This window comes from Bradyrhizobium sp. USDA 4506, assembly GCF_054058795.1.
The window spans coordinates 8,314,062-8,333,779 of record NZ_JBSSBM010000002.1; the positions used below are offsets into that span (position 1 = coordinate 8,314,062).

General features: G+C 64.8%; 20 protein-coding genes. 4 read left to right on the forward strand and 16 right to left on the reverse strand.

Features of this window, described 5'->3' with window-relative positions; all coding sequences use genetic code 11:
- Positions 1 to 22: 22 nt before the first annotated feature.
- From ACVIHF_RS41320 to ACVIHF_RS41340, 5 genes are all read right to left on the reverse strand, one after another.
- A complete protein-coding gene (locus tag ACVIHF_RS41320; RefSeq protein WP_028341057.1) occupies positions 23 to 754 on the reverse strand; it encodes a hypothetical protein in 732 nt (243 codons plus the stop codon).
- 101 nt (positions 755 to 855) lie between these two features.
- The gene (lspA, locus tag ACVIHF_RS41325) at positions 856 to 1,377 is read right to left on the reverse strand and encodes a signal peptidase II (RefSeq protein ID WP_310879658.1); all 522 of its coding nucleotides are present in this window, start codon (positions 1,375 to 1,377) and stop codon (positions 856 to 858) included.
- Entirely contained in the window at positions 1,350 to 4,364 is a 3,015-nt protein-coding gene (ileS, locus tag ACVIHF_RS41330) for an isoleucine--tRNA ligase (RefSeq protein WP_456793763.1), read from the reverse strand. The genes lspA and ileS overlap by 28 nt, the downstream gene beginning before the upstream one ends.
- Positions 4,365 to 4,574: 210 nt before the next feature.
- Positions 4,575 to 5,126: a sugar O-acetyltransferase gene (locus ACVIHF_RS41335; RefSeq protein ID WP_310879660.1), complete on the reverse strand. Its 552-nt coding sequence runs from the start codon at positions 5,124 to 5,126 to the stop codon at positions 4,575 to 4,577.
- Entirely contained in the window at positions 5,123 to 6,094 is a 972-nt protein-coding gene (locus ACVIHF_RS41340; RefSeq protein WP_229190504.1) for a bifunctional riboflavin kinase/FAD synthetase, read from the reverse strand. The genes ACVIHF_RS41335 and ACVIHF_RS41340 overlap by 4 nt, the downstream gene beginning before the upstream one ends.
- Positions 6,095 to 6,307: 213 nt before the next feature.
- On the opposite strand from ACVIHF_RS41340, the gene ACVIHF_RS41345 reads away from it, so the two are divergent.
- Entirely contained in the window at positions 6,308 to 6,703 is a 396-nt protein-coding gene (locus tag ACVIHF_RS41345; RefSeq protein WP_016844467.1) for a response regulator, read from the forward strand.
- Positions 6,704 to 7,128: 425 nt separating this feature from the next.
- On the opposite strand, the gene ACVIHF_RS41350 is transcribed toward ACVIHF_RS41345, so the two are convergent.
- From ACVIHF_RS41350 to uvrC, 7 genes are all read right to left on the reverse strand, one after another.
- Positions 7,129 to 7,983 carry a TIGR01459 family HAD-type hydrolase gene (locus ACVIHF_RS41350; RefSeq protein WP_076825548.1) on the reverse strand — a complete coding sequence of 285 codons (855 nt, stop codon included), beginning with the start codon at positions 7,981 to 7,983 and terminating at the stop codon, positions 7,129 to 7,131.
- A gap of 15 nt (positions 7,984 to 7,998) precedes the next feature.
- Positions 7,999 to 9,411 (reverse strand): EAL domain-containing protein, encoded by a 1,413-nt coding sequence (locus ACVIHF_RS41355; RefSeq protein WP_456793764.1) that lies wholly within the window; start codon positions 9,409 to 9,411, stop codon positions 7,999 to 8,001.
- Positions 9,412 to 9,575: 164 nt separating this feature from the next.
- The gene (prmB, locus tag ACVIHF_RS41360; RefSeq protein WP_456793765.1) at positions 9,576 to 10,535 is read right to left on the reverse strand and encodes a 50S ribosomal protein L3 N(5)-glutamine methyltransferase; all 960 of its coding nucleotides are present in this window, start codon (positions 10,533 to 10,535) and stop codon (positions 9,576 to 9,578) included.
- A complete protein-coding gene (locus tag ACVIHF_RS41365) occupies positions 10,535 to 11,002 on the reverse strand; it encodes a molybdenum cofactor biosynthesis protein MoaE (protein WP_456793766.1) in 468 nt (155 codons plus the stop codon). The genes prmB and ACVIHF_RS41365 overlap by 1 nt, the downstream gene beginning before the upstream one ends.
- Before the next feature lie 67 nt (positions 11,003 to 11,069).
- Complete coding sequence (gene moaD, locus ACVIHF_RS41370) at positions 11,070 to 11,321, reverse strand: molybdopterin converting factor subunit 1 (RefSeq protein WP_456793767.1); 252 nt, start codon at positions 11,319 to 11,321, stop codon at positions 11,070 to 11,072.
- Entirely contained in the window at positions 11,318 to 11,932 is a 615-nt protein-coding gene (gene pgsA / locus ACVIHF_RS41375; RefSeq protein ID WP_028333075.1) for a CDP-diacylglycerol--glycerol-3-phosphate 3-phosphatidyltransferase, read from the reverse strand. Before pgsA ends, moaD begins: the two co-directional genes overlap by 4 nt.
- A 193-nt stretch (positions 11,933 to 12,125) precedes the next feature.
- Positions 12,126 to 14,225, reverse strand: coding sequence for an excinuclease ABC subunit UvrC (gene uvrC / locus ACVIHF_RS41380; protein ID WP_456793769.1), 2,100 nt, complete (start codon positions 14,223 to 14,225; stop codon positions 12,126 to 12,128).
- 266 nt (positions 14,226 to 14,491) lie between these two features.
- Here uvrC and ACVIHF_RS41385 point away from each other — a divergent pair, with 266 nt between their 5' ends.
- Positions 14,492 to 15,115, forward strand: coding sequence for an outer membrane protein (locus ACVIHF_RS41385; RefSeq protein ID WP_253604218.1), 624 nt, complete (start codon positions 14,492 to 14,494; stop codon positions 15,113 to 15,115).
- 272 nt (positions 15,116 to 15,387) lie between these two features.
- Here the strand turns inward: ACVIHF_RS41385 and ACVIHF_RS41390 are convergent, their stop codons facing one another.
- From ACVIHF_RS41390 to ACVIHF_RS41405, 4 genes are all read right to left on the reverse strand, one after another.
- The gene (locus tag ACVIHF_RS41390; RefSeq protein WP_016844477.1) at positions 15,388 to 15,600 is read right to left on the reverse strand and encodes a cold-shock protein; all 213 of its coding nucleotides are present in this window, start codon (positions 15,598 to 15,600) and stop codon (positions 15,388 to 15,390) included.
- 261 nt (positions 15,601 to 15,861) lie between these two features.
- Positions 15,862 to 16,722 (reverse strand): 23S rRNA (adenine(2030)-N(6))-methyltransferase RlmJ, encoded by an 861-nt coding sequence (locus ACVIHF_RS41395; protein WP_456793770.1) that lies wholly within the window; start codon positions 16,720 to 16,722, stop codon positions 15,862 to 15,864.
- Positions 16,723 to 16,957: 235 nt separating this feature from the next.
- Entirely contained in the window at positions 16,958 to 17,644 is a 687-nt protein-coding gene (locus tag ACVIHF_RS41400; protein WP_057016621.1) for a ribonuclease T2 family protein, read from the reverse strand.
- 114 nt (positions 17,645 to 17,758) lie between these two features.
- Entirely contained in the window at positions 17,759 to 18,235 is a 477-nt protein-coding gene (locus tag ACVIHF_RS41405) for a hypothetical protein (RefSeq protein WP_283064523.1), read from the reverse strand.
- A 166-nt stretch (positions 18,236 to 18,401) separates the two neighbouring features.
- On the opposite strand from ACVIHF_RS41405, the gene ACVIHF_RS41410 reads away from it, so the two are divergent.
- On the forward strand, positions 18,402 to 18,701 hold the full coding sequence (locus tag ACVIHF_RS41410) for a hypothetical protein (RefSeq protein WP_028341043.1): 300 nt from the start codon (positions 18,402 to 18,404) through the stop codon (positions 18,699 to 18,701).
- 43 nt (positions 18,702 to 18,744) lie between these two features.
- The gene (locus ACVIHF_RS41415; RefSeq protein WP_456793771.1) at positions 18,745 to 19,275 is read left to right on the forward strand and encodes a DUF3617 domain-containing protein; all 531 of its coding nucleotides are present in this window, start codon (positions 18,745 to 18,747) and stop codon (positions 19,273 to 19,275) included.
- The last annotated feature ends 443 nt before the right edge of the window (positions 19,276 to 19,718 follow it).

Below are 19,718 nucleotides of genomic sequence, written 5' to 3' on the forward strand. Positions count from 1 at the left end.
TTCGCCCGCGGAGGCCAAGCGATCACTGCACCGGTTTTCCGGTCATGACGTCGTACTGGCCTTCTTTCGCCATCGGCGCCTGCGGGCCGGTGCCGTAGGCATAGCCTGCGGACGGCGTCTGGTAGCCCGGTGGCGGCTCGGTCAGGGAGTCGCGCGTCGGCTCACCCTTGAACGGTTTGGACTCGCTGCTGTTTCCCTTGAACATGCCGAGCAGGCCGCCGGTGTAACCGAGCTGGCTCGGCATCAGCGACGGATTGGTGCTCACGCCCGGCTCCAGCGGCTCCTTGCGGCCGTCGGTGGCCGTCTGCTGCTTGCGGCCCGCCTCGATCTCGGCCGGCGTCAACGCTACCGCTGACTGCCAGGGCTCCTTCTTGACTTCCTTCTTGCGCGCCGCGATCGCAGCCTTGCGCGCCGCGATATCAGGGTCCTTCGGCCAGTTCGGCGCGTTGACCTGGGCGGTGGACGCCGGCGGGGGCAAATCCAGCTTCGGCGGCACTACCAGCGGCGAGCGCTCGCGGTAGTCGATGCCCTTGCTGGCCGCACTCTTGGCGCCGAGCCCGGTCATCAGATTGTCGACGATCCGCTCTTCGAAGGTCAGGCCGTCGTCGCCGTCATCTTCATCGTCGCCGGCGCGCACCGGGCCGGCCGTCATGACAAGGCCGATCCCGGCTGCGACGAACGCCAGGCGCAGGCCGCGCATCAGCGACAGCCGGGACGTCTCGATCAGGTAACCGCGGGCTTTGGTGTTGCGCATTGCGCCATTCCCATCTCAAAATTCGCCAAAGCGATCACTGGCTTAGGCACAGTTCCGCTTGATACAGGTGTGGGCCGCTGACCGGCTCGTATCGGCCGGGATCAGGGCGCTTTTACGGCGGGGGTCCCCACCACGGAATCATACAATAGGGCTGCCACGCCAGCAACGATCGCTACGTCGGCGAGGTTGAAGATGTACCAATTGAAGGTTTTTCCCCCGATCTCGGCATGAAGCAGGGCAAAATCGACCACCGCGCCATAGGCAAAGCGGTCGACGCCGTTCCCGATGGCACCGCCGATGATCAGGCCGAGCGACACCGTCGCGAGCCAGGTCCGCGACCGCGCCATCCAGATCGCCAGCGCGATCACGGCCGCGGCCTTGATCACCATCAGCAGGATCTGGGCCGCCGGGGTCTCGCTCTGGAACCAGCCGAAACTGATCCCCGGATTCCAGGCGAGCACCAGGTCGAAGAACGGCGTCACCCGCACCGGGGCGTGATGCACGATGTCGAGGACGTGGAGCAGCCAGAGCTTGGAGGCCTGGTCGGCGATCAGGGTGATCACCGCCGCAAGCACACCGGCGCGCACGGGCGAGCTCAAGCCGTGACCTCCAGCGCCTTCCATTCGCGCAGCGCTTGCGCGTCGCGCGGCGAGACGTCGGGATATTCGCCGTCCTCGCCCACCGTCGGCAGGATCTTCCACGAACGGGCGCATTTGGTGCCGACCGCCTTCTCGACCACGACCGCAACGCCAGGCACGGCATCGAGGCGGAAAGCTGCGGCCGGCGCCTCGCCCTCGCGCACCTCGTAGCTCGAGGTGATGCAGACTTCGGCGAGATCGATGTCGAACAACGTGGCCAGCATCTGTCTGTCAGCGACGTAGATCACCGGCGATGCCTCGAGCGAGGAGCCGATTCGCTTGGCGGCGCGTTCGAGCTCGAGCGCGCCGGTGACGACGCGGCGGATGTCGCGGATCGTCTCCCACTTCGCGGCAAGCGCGTCGTCGCGGAATTGTTCGAGACCTTCGGGGAACAACGTGAGATGCACCGAAGGCTCGGCGTTCGGCCGATACATCCGCCAGGCTTCGTCGGTGGTGAAGCTCAGGATCGGCGCCAGCCATTTCAGGATCGCGTCGCAGAGCAGATCGATCGTGGTCAGCGCCGCCTTGCGCGCCACCGAGGACGGCGGATCGCAATACAGCGTGTCCTTGCGGATGTCGAAGTAGAACGCCGACAGCTCGGAGTTCATGAAGGCCGCGAGGCTTGCGACCACGGTCTTGTAGTCGAAGTCGGCATAGGCCTTGCGGATGGTCTCGGTGTGGCCGGCGAGCTCGTGCAGCATCAGCCGCTCGAGTTCGGGCATCTCGGCAAAGGCGACCTTCTCGCTCGGCTTGAAATGATGCAGCGTGCCGAGCATCCAGCGGATCGAGTTGCGCAGTTTGCGGTAGGTCTCGATGGTGTTCTTGAGGATCTCCGGGCCGATGCGCTGGTCGTCGGCATAGTCGGTCGCGCAGACCCACAGGCGCAGGATGTCCGCGCCGGAATCCTTGATCACCTTCTGCGGCTCGACGGTGTTGCCGAGCGACTTCGACATCTTGCGGCCGTTCTCGTCGAGCGTGAAGCCGTGGGTCAGCACGATGTCATAAGGCGCGCGGCCGCGCGTGCCGGCGCTTTCCAGCAGCGACGAGTGGAACCAGCCGCGATGCTGGTCGCTGCCTTCGAGATACATCACGGTGTCGTTGCCGCCATCGACCTTGCGGACGATGTTGCCGAGCTGCGGGAAGTTCTGGCGGTCTTCCAGCACGAAGGCGTGCGTGGAGCCGGAATCGAACCAGACGTCGCAGATGTCGTCGACCTTCTTCCAGTTCTCGGACGCGCGGCTGCCAAGGAAGCGCTCGCGGGCGCCGTCCATGTACCAGGCGTCGGCGCCTTCCTCCATGAACGCCTCGGTGATGCGCTGGTTGACGACCTCGTCCTGCAGGATCTCGGCCGAGCCGTCGCTGTTCTCCCGCACGAACACGGCGATCGGCACGCCCCAGGCGCGCTGCCGCGAGATCACCCAGTCGGGACGGTTGGCGATCATGCCGTTGATGCGGTTCTCGCCGGCCGGCGGCACCCATTGCGTGACCGAGATCGCGTGCAGCGCGCGGGCGCGCAGCGTGTCGCCCTTCCTGGCATGGCCGTTCTCGGCGATGGGCTTGTCCATCGCGATGAACCATTGCGGCGTGTTGCGGAAGATCACCGGCTTCTTGGAGCGCCAGGAGTGCGGATACTGGTGCTTGAGGCGGCCGCGCGCGAGCAGCCTGCCGGCCTCGATCAGCGCCTTGATCACGGCCTCGTTGGCATCGCCCTTCTCGCCCTTGTCGTTGAGCACGCGTTTGCCGGTGAAGCCCGGAGCCTGCGCGGTGTAGGCGCCGTTCTCGTCGACCGTATACGGGATCGCCGTCGGGATGCCGCGCGCATCGAGCTCGCGGGTGTTGGCCGTCCAGACGTCGAAGTCCTCGCGGCCGTGGCTCGGCGCGGTGTGCACGAAGCCGGTGCCGGTGTCGTCGGTGACATGCTCGCCGGCGAGCAGCGGCACGATGAATTCGTAGCCGCCACCGAAGCCGCGCAGCGGATGGGCGCATTCCACGGCGTCCAGCGTGTCGCCGGGAATATCGCGGACCTTCTCATAGGACGTGACGCGGGCCTGCTTGAACACCTCGGCGGCAAGCGCGTCGGCCAGGATCAGGAGATCGCCGGTCTTGGCCCAATTGTCCGCCGGCGCATCCGTCACCTTGTAGAGGCCATAGGCGATCTTCGGCGAAAACGAGATGGCGCGGTTGCCGGGCAGCGTCCACGGCGTGGTGGTCCAGATCACGACCGAGGCATTGGCCAGCGCGCCATGCGCCGGCGAGGTGACCGGGAATTTCACCCACACCATGTCGGAGGTGTAGTCCTCGTATTCGACCTCGGCTTCGGCAAGCGCGGTCTTCTCGACCACGCTCCACATCACCGGCTTCGAGCCGCGATAGAGCGTGCCGTTGGCGGCGAACTTCATCAGCTCGCGGGCGATCTGGGCCTCGGCCGGATAGCTCATCGTCTGGTAGGGATGGTCCCAGTCGCCGATGATGCCGAGCCGCTTGAACTCCTCGCGCTGCACGTTGATCCAGTGCGTCGCATAGGCACGGCATTCCTTGCGGAACGCGACCATCGCCGCCGAGTCGCGGAAATCGGGCTTCTGCTTGCCCTTGGAGCGGTAGTTCTCCTCCTCGATCTTCCATTCGATCGGCAGGCCGTGGCAGTCCCAGCCCGGCACGTAGTTGGAGTCGAAGCCGAGCATCTGCTGGCTCTTGGTCACGACGTCCTTGAGGATCTTGTTCAGCGCGTGCCCGATATGGATGTTGCCGTTGGCGTAGGGTGGGCCGTCATGCAGCACGAATTTGGCGCGGCCCTCGGCTTCCCGGCGGAGCTTGTCGTAGAGGCCGATGTCGTTCCAGTATTTCAGGATTTCCGGCTCGCGCTGGGGCAGGCCGGCGCGCATCGGGAAATCCGTCTGCGGCAGGTAAAGGGTCTTGGAATAGTCCCTAACGTCAGTCTTTTGGGCGTCGGTCTTTTGCGGCTTGTCGGACATGAAAGCTCTGATTTGGCAGGTGCGGGCGCGGATACGCGATCAATCGCGGGTGAAACGGCGAAGTCCCGGTCTTGCGCCGAGCCTTCAGGCTCAGGCGGAAGCCGGGCCGCTAATCCGTATGATGCGCCGCGAAAACATGGGGTTTCCATAGCAGCCGGACGGGGAAATCGCAAAGCCCCCGGTGGCTCGCAGGGCCGCGCATGGCGCGGTTCAGGCCGGCCGTGCCCGGGCCGGATTTCCCGCCACGATCGCGCCGGGGGCGACGTTCCGTGTGACCACGCTGCCGGCCCCGACCAGGGCGCCGTCGCCGATCGTGATGCCGGGCAGAATGATGGCACCCCCGCCGATCCAGACGTCGCTGCCGATCCGGATCGGGCGGCCGAATTCCAGCCCGGCGCGGCGGGTTTCGGCATCGCGCGGGTGGTCGGCGGTATAGATCTGCACCGCGGGTCCGATCTGGGTCCGATCGCCGATCGCGACCTCGACGACGTCGAGGATGACGCAATTGAAGTTGAGGAACACGCCGTCGCCGAGGCTGATATTGCTGCCGTAATCGCAGAAGAACGGCGGGCGTATCACGGCATCCCTGCCGACCTTGCGGAAGCGCTCGCCGAGCAGCGCGTGCAACTCGGCCGCGGACAATGCGCCCGACGCATTGTAGCGTGCCATCCATTGTTCCGCCGCTGTATGCTCGGCGGCGAGCTCTGCATCCGGGCGATACAGCTCGCCCGCCAGCATTTTTTGCTTTTCAGTCCGGTTCAACCAATCACTCCGAGCTGCGGGAACGCGTCGGGCGCCGCGGCCAGCACCGCGCGCGCCTTGGCGCTGTCGTCATCCATCTGGCGTATCAACGCCTCGATGGTGTCGAATTTCAGCTCTTCGCGAATGAAACCGATGAATGCGACATCAAGGACCGCGTCGTACAGATCGCCCTTGAAGTCGAACAGGAACACCTCGAGCAGCGGCGCGCCGTTGTCGAAGGTCGGCCGGCGCCCGAAGCTTGCGACACCGTCGAACCGTTGCGAGCCCTTGCCGACCCGCACCGCGTAGATGCCGTGCTTCAAGCCGCAATGCTTGTCGAGGCGGATATTGGCGGTGGGGTAACCGAGATCTCGGCCGCGCTTCTCGCCGTGGACCACCTTGCCGGTGACGAACCACGGTCCGCCCAGCATCGTGGTCGCATCCGCGATCTCGCCTTCGGCGAGCGCCATGCGGATCGCGCTGGAGGAGACCGGGCGCTCCTCGATGTCGACATGGGCCTGCACATCGACCTCGATGCCGAGCCGCGGCGCTTCGCTGACCAGCAGGCTCGGCGAGCCGACCCGGCCCTTGCCGAAATGGAAGTCGTAGCCGACCGCGATCCCGCTGATGCCGAGCCGGCCGATCAGGTCATGGTGAATGAAATCCTGTGCCGTGGTACCGGCGCGCGCCTTGTCGAACGTCATGACGACGGCGCCCGCGAGGCCGGTGGCCGCGAGCAGCCGCAGCTTGTTGGTCTCGTCCGTGAGACGGAATTGCGGAGTGTTCGGGCTGAAGAAGCTGCGCGGATGCGGCTCGAAGGTCACGGCGAGCGCGGGCACGCCGCGCGCTCTGCCCATCGCAAGCGCCGCGCCGATCACGGCGCGGTGACCGAGATGGACGCCATCGAAATTCCCCATCGCGACCACGGCGCCTTTCGGAATGGCGCTTGTGGGGGTGTTGTCGCGGATAACGGTAAAGCCGGTGCTCATGAGTGGTATTCTTCAAGGATTCTTAAGCATGATTGGTGCGGGCCGGACCGTGACGCGGCGGCGGCGTGGAAGTCAAGGCTAACGAAAATCGCGTCAAATCCGTAACAATCCGGATTCAGCCGGTTAACGCGCTGTTTAACGGCTGCTGTTAGTCGTTGGCGGAAAGCTGCGTTCGTGCAGAAGCCAAGTTGCGTTTGTGTTTTGGGGGGAAAGATGGCGGTTGATTTGTCCATGCCGGTTCTGGTGGTTGATGATTACAGCACCATGATCCGCATCATCCGGAATCTTCTCAAGCAGCTTGGATTTGAAAATATCGACGATGCCTCCGACGGCTCCGCAGCGCTGAACAAGATGCGCGGCAAGAAGTATGGCCTGGTGATTTCCGACTGGAACATGGAGCCGATGACCGGCTACGACCTGCTCAAGGAAGTCCGCGCCGATCCCAACCTTGCGACCACGCCCTTCATCATGATCACGGCGGAATCCAAGACCGAGAACGTGATCGCGGCCAAGAAGGCCGGCGTGAACAACTACATCGTCAAGCCGTTCAACGCGGCCACGCTGAAGACCAAGATCGAGGCGGTGTTCCCGGACATGGCGACGGCGTAAGACGCCCGACATCGATCGCATCGGCTGAAATTCACGCATGCCCGGGTTTGTCCCGGGCATTTGCATTTGATCACGCTTCCCTTTACCCGCCCCGCTTGCGGGACGAAGGGGGGCGGATGCACGATTTCGGAATATTAGAAGAGTATCGCTGAGTTGCCCGACGTGTCAAGGCGACTGGTCGAACCCCGCGCGCCACGCGCTACTTTGCATGGGGTTGTTTTCGATATTTTGGCGGCGCGCCCCTTCACCTCGCCCCGCTTGCGGGGGGAGGTCGGATTGCATCGAGAGATGCAATCCGGGTGAGGGGGCACAGGTCTCCCGGCATCCGGCGCCTGGGGAGGCAGCCGCTCACCCAACCCTCCAAGAGCTAGCTTCGCTCGTCTCGACCCGGTGAAGAACGGGGCGAGGGACAGCGTCGCTTGCCGCTACCACTTCAGCTCGCGCATCAGCGCGCGCGGCGGATGGCCGAACAATTCCTTGATCGAGGCCGCATCGAGCTGCTCGATGCCCTCGAACTGCTCGGAATGGATGCCGCGGGTGACGAACAGGAGATCGATGCCGAAGCCAAGGGCGCCGGTGAGATCGGTGCGCACGGAATCGCCGATCGCGAGCACCCGGCTGAGCTCGGTCGGACGCCCGCGACGCTCGGTGGCCAGTGCCATGGCGCGCTCATAGATCGGCCGGTGCGGCTTGCCGTAGAAGATCACCTCGCCGCCGAGCTCGCGATAGAGTTCGGCGACCGCCCCGGCGCAATAGATCAGCCGGTCGCCGCGCTCGACCACGATATCGGGATTGGCGCAGACCAGCGTGAGCTTGCGCTCGAGCGCCTTCAGCAGCGTGTCGCGATAATCTTCGGCCGACTCGGTCTCGTCGTCGAACAGGCCGGTGCAGATGATGTAGTCGGCCTGCTCCAGCGGCACCAAGGTGGCGTCGAGGCCGCGGTGGATCGAGCTGTCGCGCTCGGGGCCGATCCAGAAGATCTTCTGGCCCGGATGATCGGCCACGAAGTGGCGCGTCAGGTCACCCGAGGAGACGATCGCATCATAGGTCTCGTCGGCGACGCCGAGCTTGCGCAGTTGTCGCTGCACGGAATCGGCCGGCCGCGGCGCGTTGGTGATCAGGATGACCGTGCCGCCCTGCTGGCGGAAGGTGTGCAGTGCCTCGCAGGCCTCGGGAAAGGACTCGAGCCCGTTGTGCACGACGCCCCAGATGTCCGACAGCACCACATCGACGCCGCCGACGAGGTCGCGCAGCTGCTCCACGAAACGCAGTGAGGTCATGATGCGAATTGCCGGCTAATTTGGACCGAGGGCGCGGCGCGCCAGCGCGGCGCTGCCGGTTGCGCGCGGCGGAGCTGCGGGGCTGGAGACAGGGGCTGAAGTGCTGGCGCCATTAAGATCCTGGGGGTTGGTCTGCGGAGCCTCGGCGGTAGCAGATGCCCCCTCCGGCCGCAACGGCCGCGGCGGCGCGAACAGGAACCCCTGGCCGAACCGGACATCGTAGTCGAGCAGATCGACCACCGAGCGTTCGCCCTCGATCCGTTCGGCGATCAGGTCGATGCCGTAGCGGCCGAGCAGGTCGGACAGATCGGAAGGATGGATATCGGTGCTCGCGATCTGCTTGGCGTCAAGCAGCAGCGCCGCCGGCACCTTGATGAAGCGGACGCCGCGATCGGCGAGCTCGCGCGGCTCGAGGCGAAGGTCGCTGACATGGTCGATCGAGAACCGGTAACCGCGCTGCGCCAGCGCCGCGAGGTTCTCGCTCTCGGTCGGGCCGAGATTGCGGAAGGTCGCCTGCTTGAACTCCAGCACGAAGGACGGCGCCAGCGCGCGGTTGGCCTCGAGGAAGTCGAGACACTGGGTGAAATGCGCCGGGTTGGACAGCGTCGCCGCCGAGACGTTGCAGAACACGCCGACATCCTTGCTGCGGATCATCAGGCGGCGCAGCACCTGGACGCAGCGAAGCATCACCATGTGATCGATGCGGCCGATCAGGCCGCCGGCCTCGGCCGCCTCGATGAAATCCTCGGCGGCCAGCACCTGGTCGCGCTCGTCGCGCAGCCGCGTCACCGCCTCGTAGTAGCGCACCTTGCGCTGCGGCAGCGTCACCATCGGCTGCAGGTAGATGTCGAGGCGGTTCTCGTCGATGGCCTGCTTGATCGCGCCGATCAGCTGGGTCTGGCTGCGCGAGACCTCCGGCGGAGCCGCAGGTGGCGGCGGAGGCGCAACCACGACGGTCGGCGCCGGCGCAACCCTTTGCAGCACATCGTCGCGCGGGGACGCGACCGGCTGCACCGCCGGAGCCGCCGCCAGCAGATCCTCATGATGCGCGACGGATGCCGCAAGCTGCCGCACCAGCCCGCCGAGCTCGCTGATCTCGCCGGCCATGCCCTGCATCCGGTCGGCGCCGGTGGAGTTGGCCGAGGCGACGCGGCCTTCGACTGCGGCCAGCCGGCGGCCGAACTCGGCGACCTGGCGGGCAAGGTCGGCGGTGCCGCGCGACAGATCCGCGATCTGGCCGCCGACGTCGCTGCGGTCGCGCAGCCGCATCGAGACCGCATTGTAGAGGATCAGGCAGGTGAGGGCGGTAAGCGCCACGATCGCCGACTCCGATCCGCTGATGCCCGCCATCGAATACAGCACGAAGCCGAGCGAGGCTGCGACCAGCACCATGCAGATGGCAATGAAGATCGTCGAAATGCGAATCATGTCGCGCGCCCGCGCCCTCTGTCCGAACGTCCCCGGATCGCGACCTTAGCACCATTGTTGATTCGACGGGCCAGCGATCTTCGGAACCGGCTGGAACTGCGCACGATTTTCGTTTCGCCAGGATCGGGCTCCGTAAATCGCCGGAGCCGGCGGCGGCACGCCGGTCAGAGGTCCGCGGCGGCGATCCAGAACACCTCGCCCTCGGAGTCCTCGGTATCGAGCCAGAGCAGCGGCAGGTTCGGATAGGCGGCCTCCAGATTGTCGCGGCCGCGGCCGATCTCGCAGAGCAGCCCGCCCTGCGGGGTCAGATGTTGTCTCGCCTCATCGAGCAGGCGACGGACGATGTCGAGCCCGTCGGCGCCGCCGTCGAACGCGATCTTCGGCTCGGCGCGGCACTCGCGCGGCAGCGCCGCCATGCCTTCGGCGTCGACATAGGGCGGGTTCGAGATGATGAGATCGTATCTGTTGCCGCCGAGCGGCTTGAACAGGTCGCCGCGATGGAGCGTCAGGCGACCGTCGAGGCCGTGGTCGGCGACGTTGCGCGCGGCGACCTCGAGCGCGTCCTTTGAAATATCGACGGCGTCGACCACGGCGTTGGGGAAATGCCGGGCCGCCAGGATCGCAAGGCAGCCGGAGCCGGTGCAGAGGTCGAGCACGCGTTCGACCTCCTCGGGATCGCCGATCAGCGAGGTGCCGTCCTCGTCGCCGCCGAAATGCGAATCCAGCAATTCGCCGATGAAGGAGCGCGGCACGATTGTGCGCTCATCGACATAGAACGGCAGGCCGCGCATATAGACCTTGTTGACGAGATAGGCGGCCGGCTTCCGCGTCGCGATCCGGCGCTCGATCAGGTCGAGGATCTGCTTGCCCTCGGCAATCGTGACGCGCGCGGTGGCAAAGTTCTCGAACTGGTCGGGATGCAGGTGCAGCGTTTCGCAGATCAGGAACGCGGCCTCGGCCACCGGATCGGTGGTGCCGTGCGCGAACGCGAGCTTCGCCGCGTTGAAGCGGCTCGTCGCATAGCGCAGGAAATCAAACAGGGTGTGCAGCTCGCCGGCGCCGACTTTCGGCGCTTTCGGCACGGCGGGGCTGCGCCTGGCCGGCACTTTGCTGCGCTTGGCCATCAGGATTTGGTCCAGCGCGCGGCGGCCGCGTCGTCATGGCCCTGCGCCTCGATCCAGCTCGCGCCGCGCGCGCTTTCCTCGCGCTTCCAGAACGGTGCGCTGGTCTTCAGATAGTCCATCAGGAACTCGGCGGCCTCGAACGCGGCCTGCCGGTGCGCCGAGGCGGTCACGACCAGTACGATGTTCTCGCCCGGCGCGATGCGGCCGAAACGATGGATGATGGTGAGGCCCTGCAATGGCCAGCGCGCCAGCGCCTCGTCGGCGTGGCGTCCAATCTCGGCTTCCGCCATTTCAGGATAATGTTCGAGCGTCAGCGCCGCGATCGGCTCGCCCTGTTCGCTGCCGCGGCAGATGCCGCTGAAGCTGACGACCGCGCCGACATCGGTGCGGCCCCTGCTCAAGGCCGCGATCTCCTGCGCGACGTCGAAGTCGGCCTGCTGGATACGGATGGTCGCTGCGACGGTCATGTGGACTTCTTTGCTTGACGCGTTTTCTTCACGCGAACCGGTACCCACTTCGCTCGAAAACGCTATCCTACCCGCCGGTCATCGGCGGAAAGAACGCGATCTCGCGGGCGCCGGAGATCGCCGCGTCCGATTTGACATGGGTGTGGTCGATCGCGGCGCGGATCACCGTCGGCTTCTCGAAGGCATAGGCGTAGGCATCGTCGCGCGCCGCAAGCCAGCCGATCAGGTCGCCGACGGTGCGCACCTCGGCCGGCGGCTCGACGATCTCTTCAGCCTTGCCGACGCGTTCACGCACCCATGCGAAATATTTCAGCTTCATCCCTCATCCTCCTTGATGAGGTGATGGATGCCGGCACGGAAGTAATCCCAGCCGGTGTAGATCGTGAAGATCGCCGACATCCAGAGCAACACGATGCCGATCAAGGTGGTGGCAGGGAAGACCTGCTCGCCCGCTTCGCCGGCAATCAGAAAGCCGATCGCCACCAGCTGGATCGTCGTCTTCCATTTCGCCAGCTTGGTCACGGGAACGCTGACCCTGAGCCCTGCGAGATATTCGCGCAGGCCCGAGACCAGGATCTCACGGCACAGGATCACGATCGCCGCCCACAGCGTCCAGCCATGGATCGAATTGTCGGCGGCCAGCATCAAGAGGCTGGAGGCGACCAGGAGTTTGTCGGCGATCGGATCGAGCATCCGGCCGAAGGCGGACTGCTGGTCCCAGATCCGGGCATAATAGCCGTCGAGATAGTCGGTGACCCCCGCCGCGATGAACACGGCCAGCGCCACCCAGCGCAGCCACAACGGGCCGTCCAGGATCGATTGCCAGTAGACGCAGCCGATCACCACCGGGATCGCGGCGATCCGGGCGTAGGTCAGGATATTCGGGAGGGACATGGTCTTGGTCTGTCCCCGGGTCGTGGCGATGTTCATCCGTTCTACCAATACCGCTGAAGTGAGAAGGTCAACCGTGCGGACGCGTCAAGCGCGACCAGATTGCGCTGCATCGTCATAGCGCCTTAGCCCGTTGTTTAAGCATGATCTTTTCGGATAACTGCCTCACACTTTTCCGCATCATGCCCTAGATGCCCTGTCGCAGGCGACGCCCTGATGACTCGCCTTTGGTTTAACCCGGCTGGGCGTGGAAAAACTCGAAAATCTTGCGGGCACTCTCGGCGCTGACGCCGGGAACCTTGCCGAGGTCGGCGATCGAGGCCCGCTCGATCTCCTTGAGCGTTCCGAAGTGGTGCAGCAAGGCACGCTTGCGGGACGGGCCGATGCCCGGGATCTCCTGCAGGCCGGCTTCGCGGATGTCCTTCTTGCGCAGCTTGCGGTGCGAGCCGATCACGAAGCGGTGGGCCTCGTCGCGCAGCCGCTGGATGAAATAGAGCACCGGGTCCCGCGGCTCCAGCTTGATGGCCTCGCGGTCGGGCATGAACAGGGTTTCGCGCCCGGCATCGCGCTCCGGACCCTTGGCGACCGCCATCAGCGAGACCTCGGTCAGCCCGAGATTCTGGAAGATCTCCCGGACCGCGTTGAGCTGGCCGCGGCCGCCGTCGATGATGACGAGGTCGGGCCATTGCGGGAACGAATCGTCATCCGCTTTCGTCTTGGCTGCGGCCTCGCCCTCCGGCGGCTTCAGCAACCGCTTGAAGCGGCGTTCCAGCACCTCGCGCATCATTCCGTAATCGTCGCCCGGCGTCAGCCCTTCGGACTTGATGTTGAACTTGCGGTACTGGTTCTTCATGAACCCGTCGGGTCCCGCCACGATCATCGCGCCGACCGCGTTGGTGCCCTGGATGTGGCTGTTGTCGTAGACCTCGATCCGCTTGGGTGTGTGCGGCAGGCCGAGCGTCGAGACCATGCCCTCCAGCAGCCGGCTTTGCGTCGCGGTATCGGCGAGCTTGCGGCCGAGCGCCTCGCGCGCGTTGGTGAGGGCGTGGCCGATCAGCTCCTTCTTCTCGCCGCGCTTCGGCACGGTGACCTCGACCTTGGATCCGGCCTTGACCGACAGCGCGTCGGCGAGCAACGCGCTTTCCTCGACCTCGTGCGAGAGCAGGATCAGCTTCGGCGGCGGCTTGTCGTCGTAGAATTGCGCGAGGAACGAGGACAGCACCTCCTCGGGCGTGAAGCTCTTCTCGGCCTTCGGGAAATAGGCGCGGTTGCCCCAGTTCTGGCCGGTGCGGAAGAAGAACACCTCGACGCAGGAGTAGCCGCCCTCCTGGTGGATTGCGAACACATCGGCCTCTTCGACCGTGCGCGGATTGATGCCCTGCTGCGACTGGATCGCCGACAGCGCCGCGAGACGGTCGCGGTACAGCGCCGCGGTTTCGAATTCGAGCTCGCCGGAGGCCTTCTCCATTTCGGCCGCGAGCAGCTCCTTCACGGCGTGGCTGCGGCCGGAGAGGAATTCGGTCGCCTCGCGCACCAGTTCGCTATAGCCGGGGAAGTCGATCTCGCGCGTGCAGGGGCCGGCGCAGCGCTTGATCTGATAGAGCAGGCAGGGCCGGCTGCGGCTTTCGAAGAAGCCGTCGGTGCAGGAGCGGATCAGGAACGCGCGCTGCAGCGCCGTGATGGTGCGGTTGACCGCGCCGGCGTTGGCGAACGGCCCGAAATAGCGCCCGGGCCGCGACTGCGCGCCGCGATGCTTGAGGATCTGCGGCGCCCAATGGTCGCCGGTGATCAGAATATAGGGAAACGACTTGTCGTCGCGCAGCTGCACATTGAAGCGCGGACGGAGCTGCTTGATCAGATTGGCTTCGAGCAGCAGCGCCTCGGTCTCGGTCATGGTCGAGACGATCTCGACCTGCGTGGTCGCCGCGATCATACGCAGGATGCGCGCCGGCAGCGGCGCGTTGGCCCGCGCATAGGACGACAGCCGCTTTTTGACGTTCTTCGCCTTGCCGACATAGAGCACGTCGTTGGCGGCGTTGAGCATGCGATAGACGCCGGGCGAGGTCGGGGCGAGGCGGACCGCGTTCTCGATCGCGGCATGTCCGACCGAGAGCGTGCCCTCGGCGACCGCCTCGGCGGCGTCCTCCGAAGCCTCGGGCAGGCGTGCCTCGTCGTCCTCCTCGGCGGCGGAGGTTTCGGGATCGACGTCGCTTGTATCGAGCGCCAGATCGTCCTGTGGCAGGTCGGACTTTGAACCGCGCCGTGGCTTGGGGGCAGCCTTGGAGTCAACCTTGGGGGCCGGCGTCGGGCGCTCGGGAGAATCGTGAACCATGGGCCGTAAACTAAGTGCTTGGGCGACCGGTCGCCAGCGCTGACGGCACCAACAAAAAGCACCTCGATTGCAGGAGGTTACCGGGGCCCCGCGCGCATGCGGGAGGGGTGTGTAACACCTTGTTAAGACTGATGAGCGGGCCGGTAACCGGGCTTAACAGCCCTTTAACTTAAAACTCTCGATAAACCTTAGCGAAAAAAGTGGAATTCCGTAACCACGCCGGCCCTGGCCGGCGGGCTGCGGCAGTTGCGTTCTGGAGAGTACCAATGCCCCGGTTTGTTGCGCGTGCGCTGGCACTGATCGTTGCAGGCTGGACGACCTCGGCGGCGTCGGCCGATCTCAACTACGGATCGCCCTATACCGTCTATCAGCCGCTCAATGCCTATAGCTGGGCCGGCCCCTATCTCGGCGGCAATGTCGGCTATGGCTGGGGCTCGGTCGAGAACAACCCGACCAAGCCGTCCGGTTTCGTCGGCGGTGTACAGGCCGGCTACAACTTCCAGAACGGCTCCCCCTGGGTGTTCGGTATCGAGGCCGATATCCAGGGCACCACAGCCGACGACCGGTTCGCGCCGTGGAAGTTCTCCAACCCGTGGTTCGGCACGGTGCGCGGCCGCGCCGGCTATGCGGTCAACAACGTGCTGTTCTACGCGACCGGCGGTCTCGCCTTCGGCGAACTGCGCGGCGAGACGTTCGGCATCACGGAGAGCCACACCAATGCGGGCTTCACCGTCGGTGCCGGCGCCGAAATGGGCTTTGCCCCGCACTGGAGCGCCAAGATCGAGTATCTCTACGTCGACCTTGCCAACAGCAATTTCACGATCACCGGTGGCGTGTCGAACGGCTACAGCTTCAGCCTGGTTCGCGCCGGCATCAACTATCACTTCTGAGAACAAGAAAACGTCGACCATCAACTCCCGGCCGCGCCTTGCGCGGCCGGGTTTTTCTTTGTGTTGATGATCTCAACGTCGTGCACGGCGGCATGCATGCCGCGGCGTCCGCGAATCCAATCGGTGGGCCGCACGTGTGGGATATGCGGCACCGCCAGTCGCGTCCGCATCATGCAGGTGGTCATCCAGCGAGCGCTAGCCGCGCTCGGCAGTCAACTCACACGCAACGCCTCATTCGGTGTTCATCCCGAGCCGCGCATCGCGAGCGCTCGTCATGAGACCACCAGGTTGACCGCCTTCGGGCCCTTGCCCTTCTTGTCGGGCTCAACCTCGAACGTAATGCGTTGTCCTTCAGTCAGGTCCTTCAATCCTGCACGCTCGACGGCTGTGATGTGAACGAACACATCGCGGCCGCCATCATCAGGCTTGATGAAGCCGTAGCCACGCTCTCCGTTGAAGAACTTGACTGTCCCAGTCATGGCCATCGGGAAACTCCTCCCCCGTATTGCTCCACCGCTACGCGCACGCCGCGTAGCGGTTGACCGACATTCGCTTGTCGGAAGCTTGGCCACCTGAACAGGCCGGCGTCACGCCGCCGGTCCGCCTGGATTTTATTTCGGCCTTGTCACTCCGCCGCAACCATTCGCGGAAGCGGAACGTAAAGCCAGTCGTAACAGGATGAGCATAATACGGTTCCGCGCAAATTGCCTATGCTCAAAATTGAACTTTTCAGTAGGAGGTGTCGATCATGGTTTAGGCGTCTCGAGTCTGAAGCGTCCCGCGCCGCCTTGACCGAGCGGCTTCTCGAGTTCGGGCAGGATGATCTTCAACTCATTCGCCAGCGTCCACGGCGGATTCACCAGCAAAAGCCCTGTGGAAACGAGGCCTGCGCCTGCTTCTTGCGGTGCCACACTGAATTCCAATCGCAGGCATTTGCCGGCGGGCCGGCTGCTTGCTGCTGCAGCGGCCACACTGCGCGTTAGCTCGTCGGTGGCTCTCCGGGTTTTTACGGGGTACCACAAAAGATACGAGCCGGTCGGCCACTTCGCGTACGCTTCCGTGAAAGCACTGGCCAGCCGCTCGAACTCGTCCTTCGCTTCGAACGGCGGATCGATCAGCACCAGGCCGCGCCGTTCGTTCGGCGGCACGAATGCGGGCAGCGCCATCCAGCCGTCGAGATCGACGACGCGCGCTTGCGCGTCGCGTCGCAAGGCGTCGATCAGTTGTTTGCGCGCCGTCGGTTCGATCTCGCAGGCGGTGAGGCGATCTTGCGGACGCAGCAGCGCCCGCGCGATCAACGGCGAACCAGGATAGGCTTTCAGGTCGCCTTTCGGATTGAATGCTCTGACGATGTCGAGATAGGGCGCGATCAGCGGCAATGCCTGGTCGGAGAGCCGCGCCTGCATCAGCCGGGCGATGCCGGTGAGCCATTCGCCGCCGCGCTGCGCTTCGCTCGACGTCAAATCATAGAGGCCGGCGCCGGCATGGGTGTCGATGACGCGGAACGGCGCCGGCTTGTCCTGCAGATAGGTGAGCATGCGCACCAGCACGATGTGCTTGATGACGTCGGCAAAGCTGCCGGCATGAAAGGCGTGACGGTAGTTCATGTGATGATCGTGCTGCGCTCCCAAAGAGTGCGCATGTTGTACTCGTCATGCCCGGGCTTGTCCCGGCCTTCGCTAAAGCTTCGGCGGGGTTAACGTGCGGGCTCGGCGAAGCCTTGGCGTAGCCGGCTCCCGGGCATCTGCGCCTTATCCTGCTTGTTTCACGATGGCGCAGGTGGCCGGGGCGTTCTGCGCGACGACGCGCAGCGCGGGTCTGCCGGCCATGACGCAGAGAGTTTCAGCCGCCGCGAACCGGCGGCATCAGCACCTGATCGCGGCGGCAGGCGCGGCGATCGATTTCCTCGCAGGAGCGGAATTGCAGATCCTTGCTGAGGCAGATCCGCACCTCGCTGAGCCGCTTGCTGTCACAGGTCACCGAGATCGCGGAGTTGCTGAGGCCCGGATTGACCTTGATGAACGCCGTTTCCAGCTCGTCGGGTGCGACCGTCTTCGGCTCCGACAATTGCAGGAATTCCTCGGGGATCTTCACCGTGGCGCGGGCCTTGCGGATGGCTTCGAAATAGGCGCGTTCGCCGAGACCGGAGCAGGTGCCGTGCTTGTCCCACTCGTTGTAGATCAGCCCGGGCGCCGGCATCAGGTCGAGCATCGAGCTCATGATGCTGCGGGCGAGTCGCGGCGAGGGCCGCTGGCAGTATTCCGGAAAGCCCCGCTCATATTGCGGCCAGAGGCCGTGCACCACGAAGGAATAGGGCCGTCCGCCGCACTGCGCCTGCGTGCCGCGGCCGTTGTTGCCGCGCTCGCTCGCCGCCTCGCAGAACGAGGGCGACCACGACAGCGACAGCACGTAGAAATCGAACTCACCGGGCGCATTCTGGCGGCGATCCTGGGCCGACGCCCCGACCGCACCGCACAGAATAATAGCAACCGAAATCAAAAATCGGGAAATCGTGTCCAACCGAGGCATCAAATGCTCCCCTCACTCGACCGCCCGGAGCCTAGCAGGCCGCGAGAACATTTCAAGAACAAAAAGCCGCCGTCCAAATGGCGGCGGCTCCTGCTTGAGCAGTCTGGTCGGAGATCAGGGCCGGGCGGCCTTGCAGGACGGGTTATAGGCCCAGTTGCGGTCGAGCCCCGCGACGCACCATTCGACGCCCTGATTGATGCTGGCAAAGCCGCCATCCTCGATGATCGAATAGTGCACCTTGCGCACCTTGCCGTCGCTCAGCATCGCCTCGCCCGTGCAATAACGGCGCGGAATATTGTCGGACTGCCAGGGACGGAAGGCGGTTTCGTGAATCCCGTTGAAGCCGGTGATCACGAGCGGCGAATTCCAGAAGGTGGCTTCCTTTTCCTGGAATTGCGTGCTGATGACCGTCAGGGCCTTCTCGCATGGGGCCACATTGCCGTCATAGCGCGGGCCGGACAGCCAGAAGTTCATTTCGAGCGGATTGGCGGCCTGGGCCGTACCCCCGAAAGCCAGCAGGCCGACCACGAGTGCGGCGCCGAGGCCGAGCTTGCGGCCGAGTTTATTGCGGGAGTTGAACAGGTTGCGCATGGGAATCCACCCGATTATCCGATGCCGCGGACGGTGCCGCGAAGCCCCGGCAAGGTCAAGTGCAGGGCGGCAACACCTGCGGAGAAGTCCACTTTGGGGAGCCGGCTCGTTCTTTTCACGGTCGCCGGCGCACTCTATGTTGGCTCGAAGCGAAATGGAGTCTGCGATGCGAAGGAAATTGGCCGCGTGCCTGGTTGCCGTTTGCGGGATGCTGGCCGTTGTGCCGGCGCGGGCGGATTGGATGCAGCCGGTACCGCCGTTCAAGGGCAATGATACCGGCGGTATCATCGCCTATACGCTGGCGACCCAGAGCGACGCCCGGCAACTCGCAGTCGATCACTGCGCCTCCTACGGCAAGGTGGTTAAGTTCCTTGCGATGCAGAACTATCCGGGCGGCTACATCTCTTTCGCCTGTCGCTGGGTGCCCTATGGCGCAGCCCAGAGGCCGCTGCGCACGCTCTACTGAGCGCGCACCGGATCTTTCGATCGTTCAGCCGGGAGCCGACCGCATGACCCGACAGCTTGCCTTGCTTGGTTCGGCTGTGTGCCTTGTCCTGTCCGCTGGCGCCGCAAGTGCCGTCGACCTGCCGATCCGCAAGGCCGGTCTGTGGGAGATGAAGATGGTGCGCACCGGCGGGCCGATGCCCGAAATCACCATGCAGCACTGCACCGACGAGACCACCGACAAGGAGATGAGCGCGGCGGCCTCGCCGATGGCCAAGGAAGTCTGCTCGAAGCAGGATATCCAGAAGACCGCGACCGGCTATGTCAGCGACAGCGTCTGCAGCGTCGCCGGCATGACGATGCAGAGCCATGCCGAGATCGTCGGCGATTTTAATTCCGCCTACACGGTGAAGAGCGCCTCCCATGCCGAGGGCGGCGCGGCCGGCTCGCGCGACACCACGATGACCATCGAGGCGAAATGGCTCGGCGCCTGCAAGAGCGACCAGAAGGCCGGCGACATCATCATGCCCGGCGGCATGAAGATGAACGTCAAGGACATGGAAAAGCTGAAGGGCCTCCTGCCCAAGCAGAAGTAGCGCGCAGCGCATCCGGCTGTTGCCGCGCGCCTGAATGCATCGCCTCGCACGCTGAGAGGCTGCGCCGCTTGCCGCACCATCATTTCGAGTAGCTCGCGACGAAAATGCGGAGCAACCTTGCGCTGACGCGATGCGCAATCCATCTGATCCTTCCCGTCACCCCCAGGGCTATCGCATATGCCCCTTGGCGACCGCGCAAGTGCTTGGCCTCGTGGTTCGAGACGCGCCGCAAGCGGCGCTCCTCACCATGAGGGTCTACTATTGTGCCGCAGAACAAGACCTCATCCTGAGGAGCCCGCCGAAGGCGGGCGTCTCGAAGGATGGCCACGAGCACGCCGCCACGAAATGCGATAGCCTTTGCGCGGAGATGACGGTTCACCGCGTTCGTGCGCTCCTTGGCGCGCGATGACGTCGACGGGATGCAACATCATTGAATGATCGCC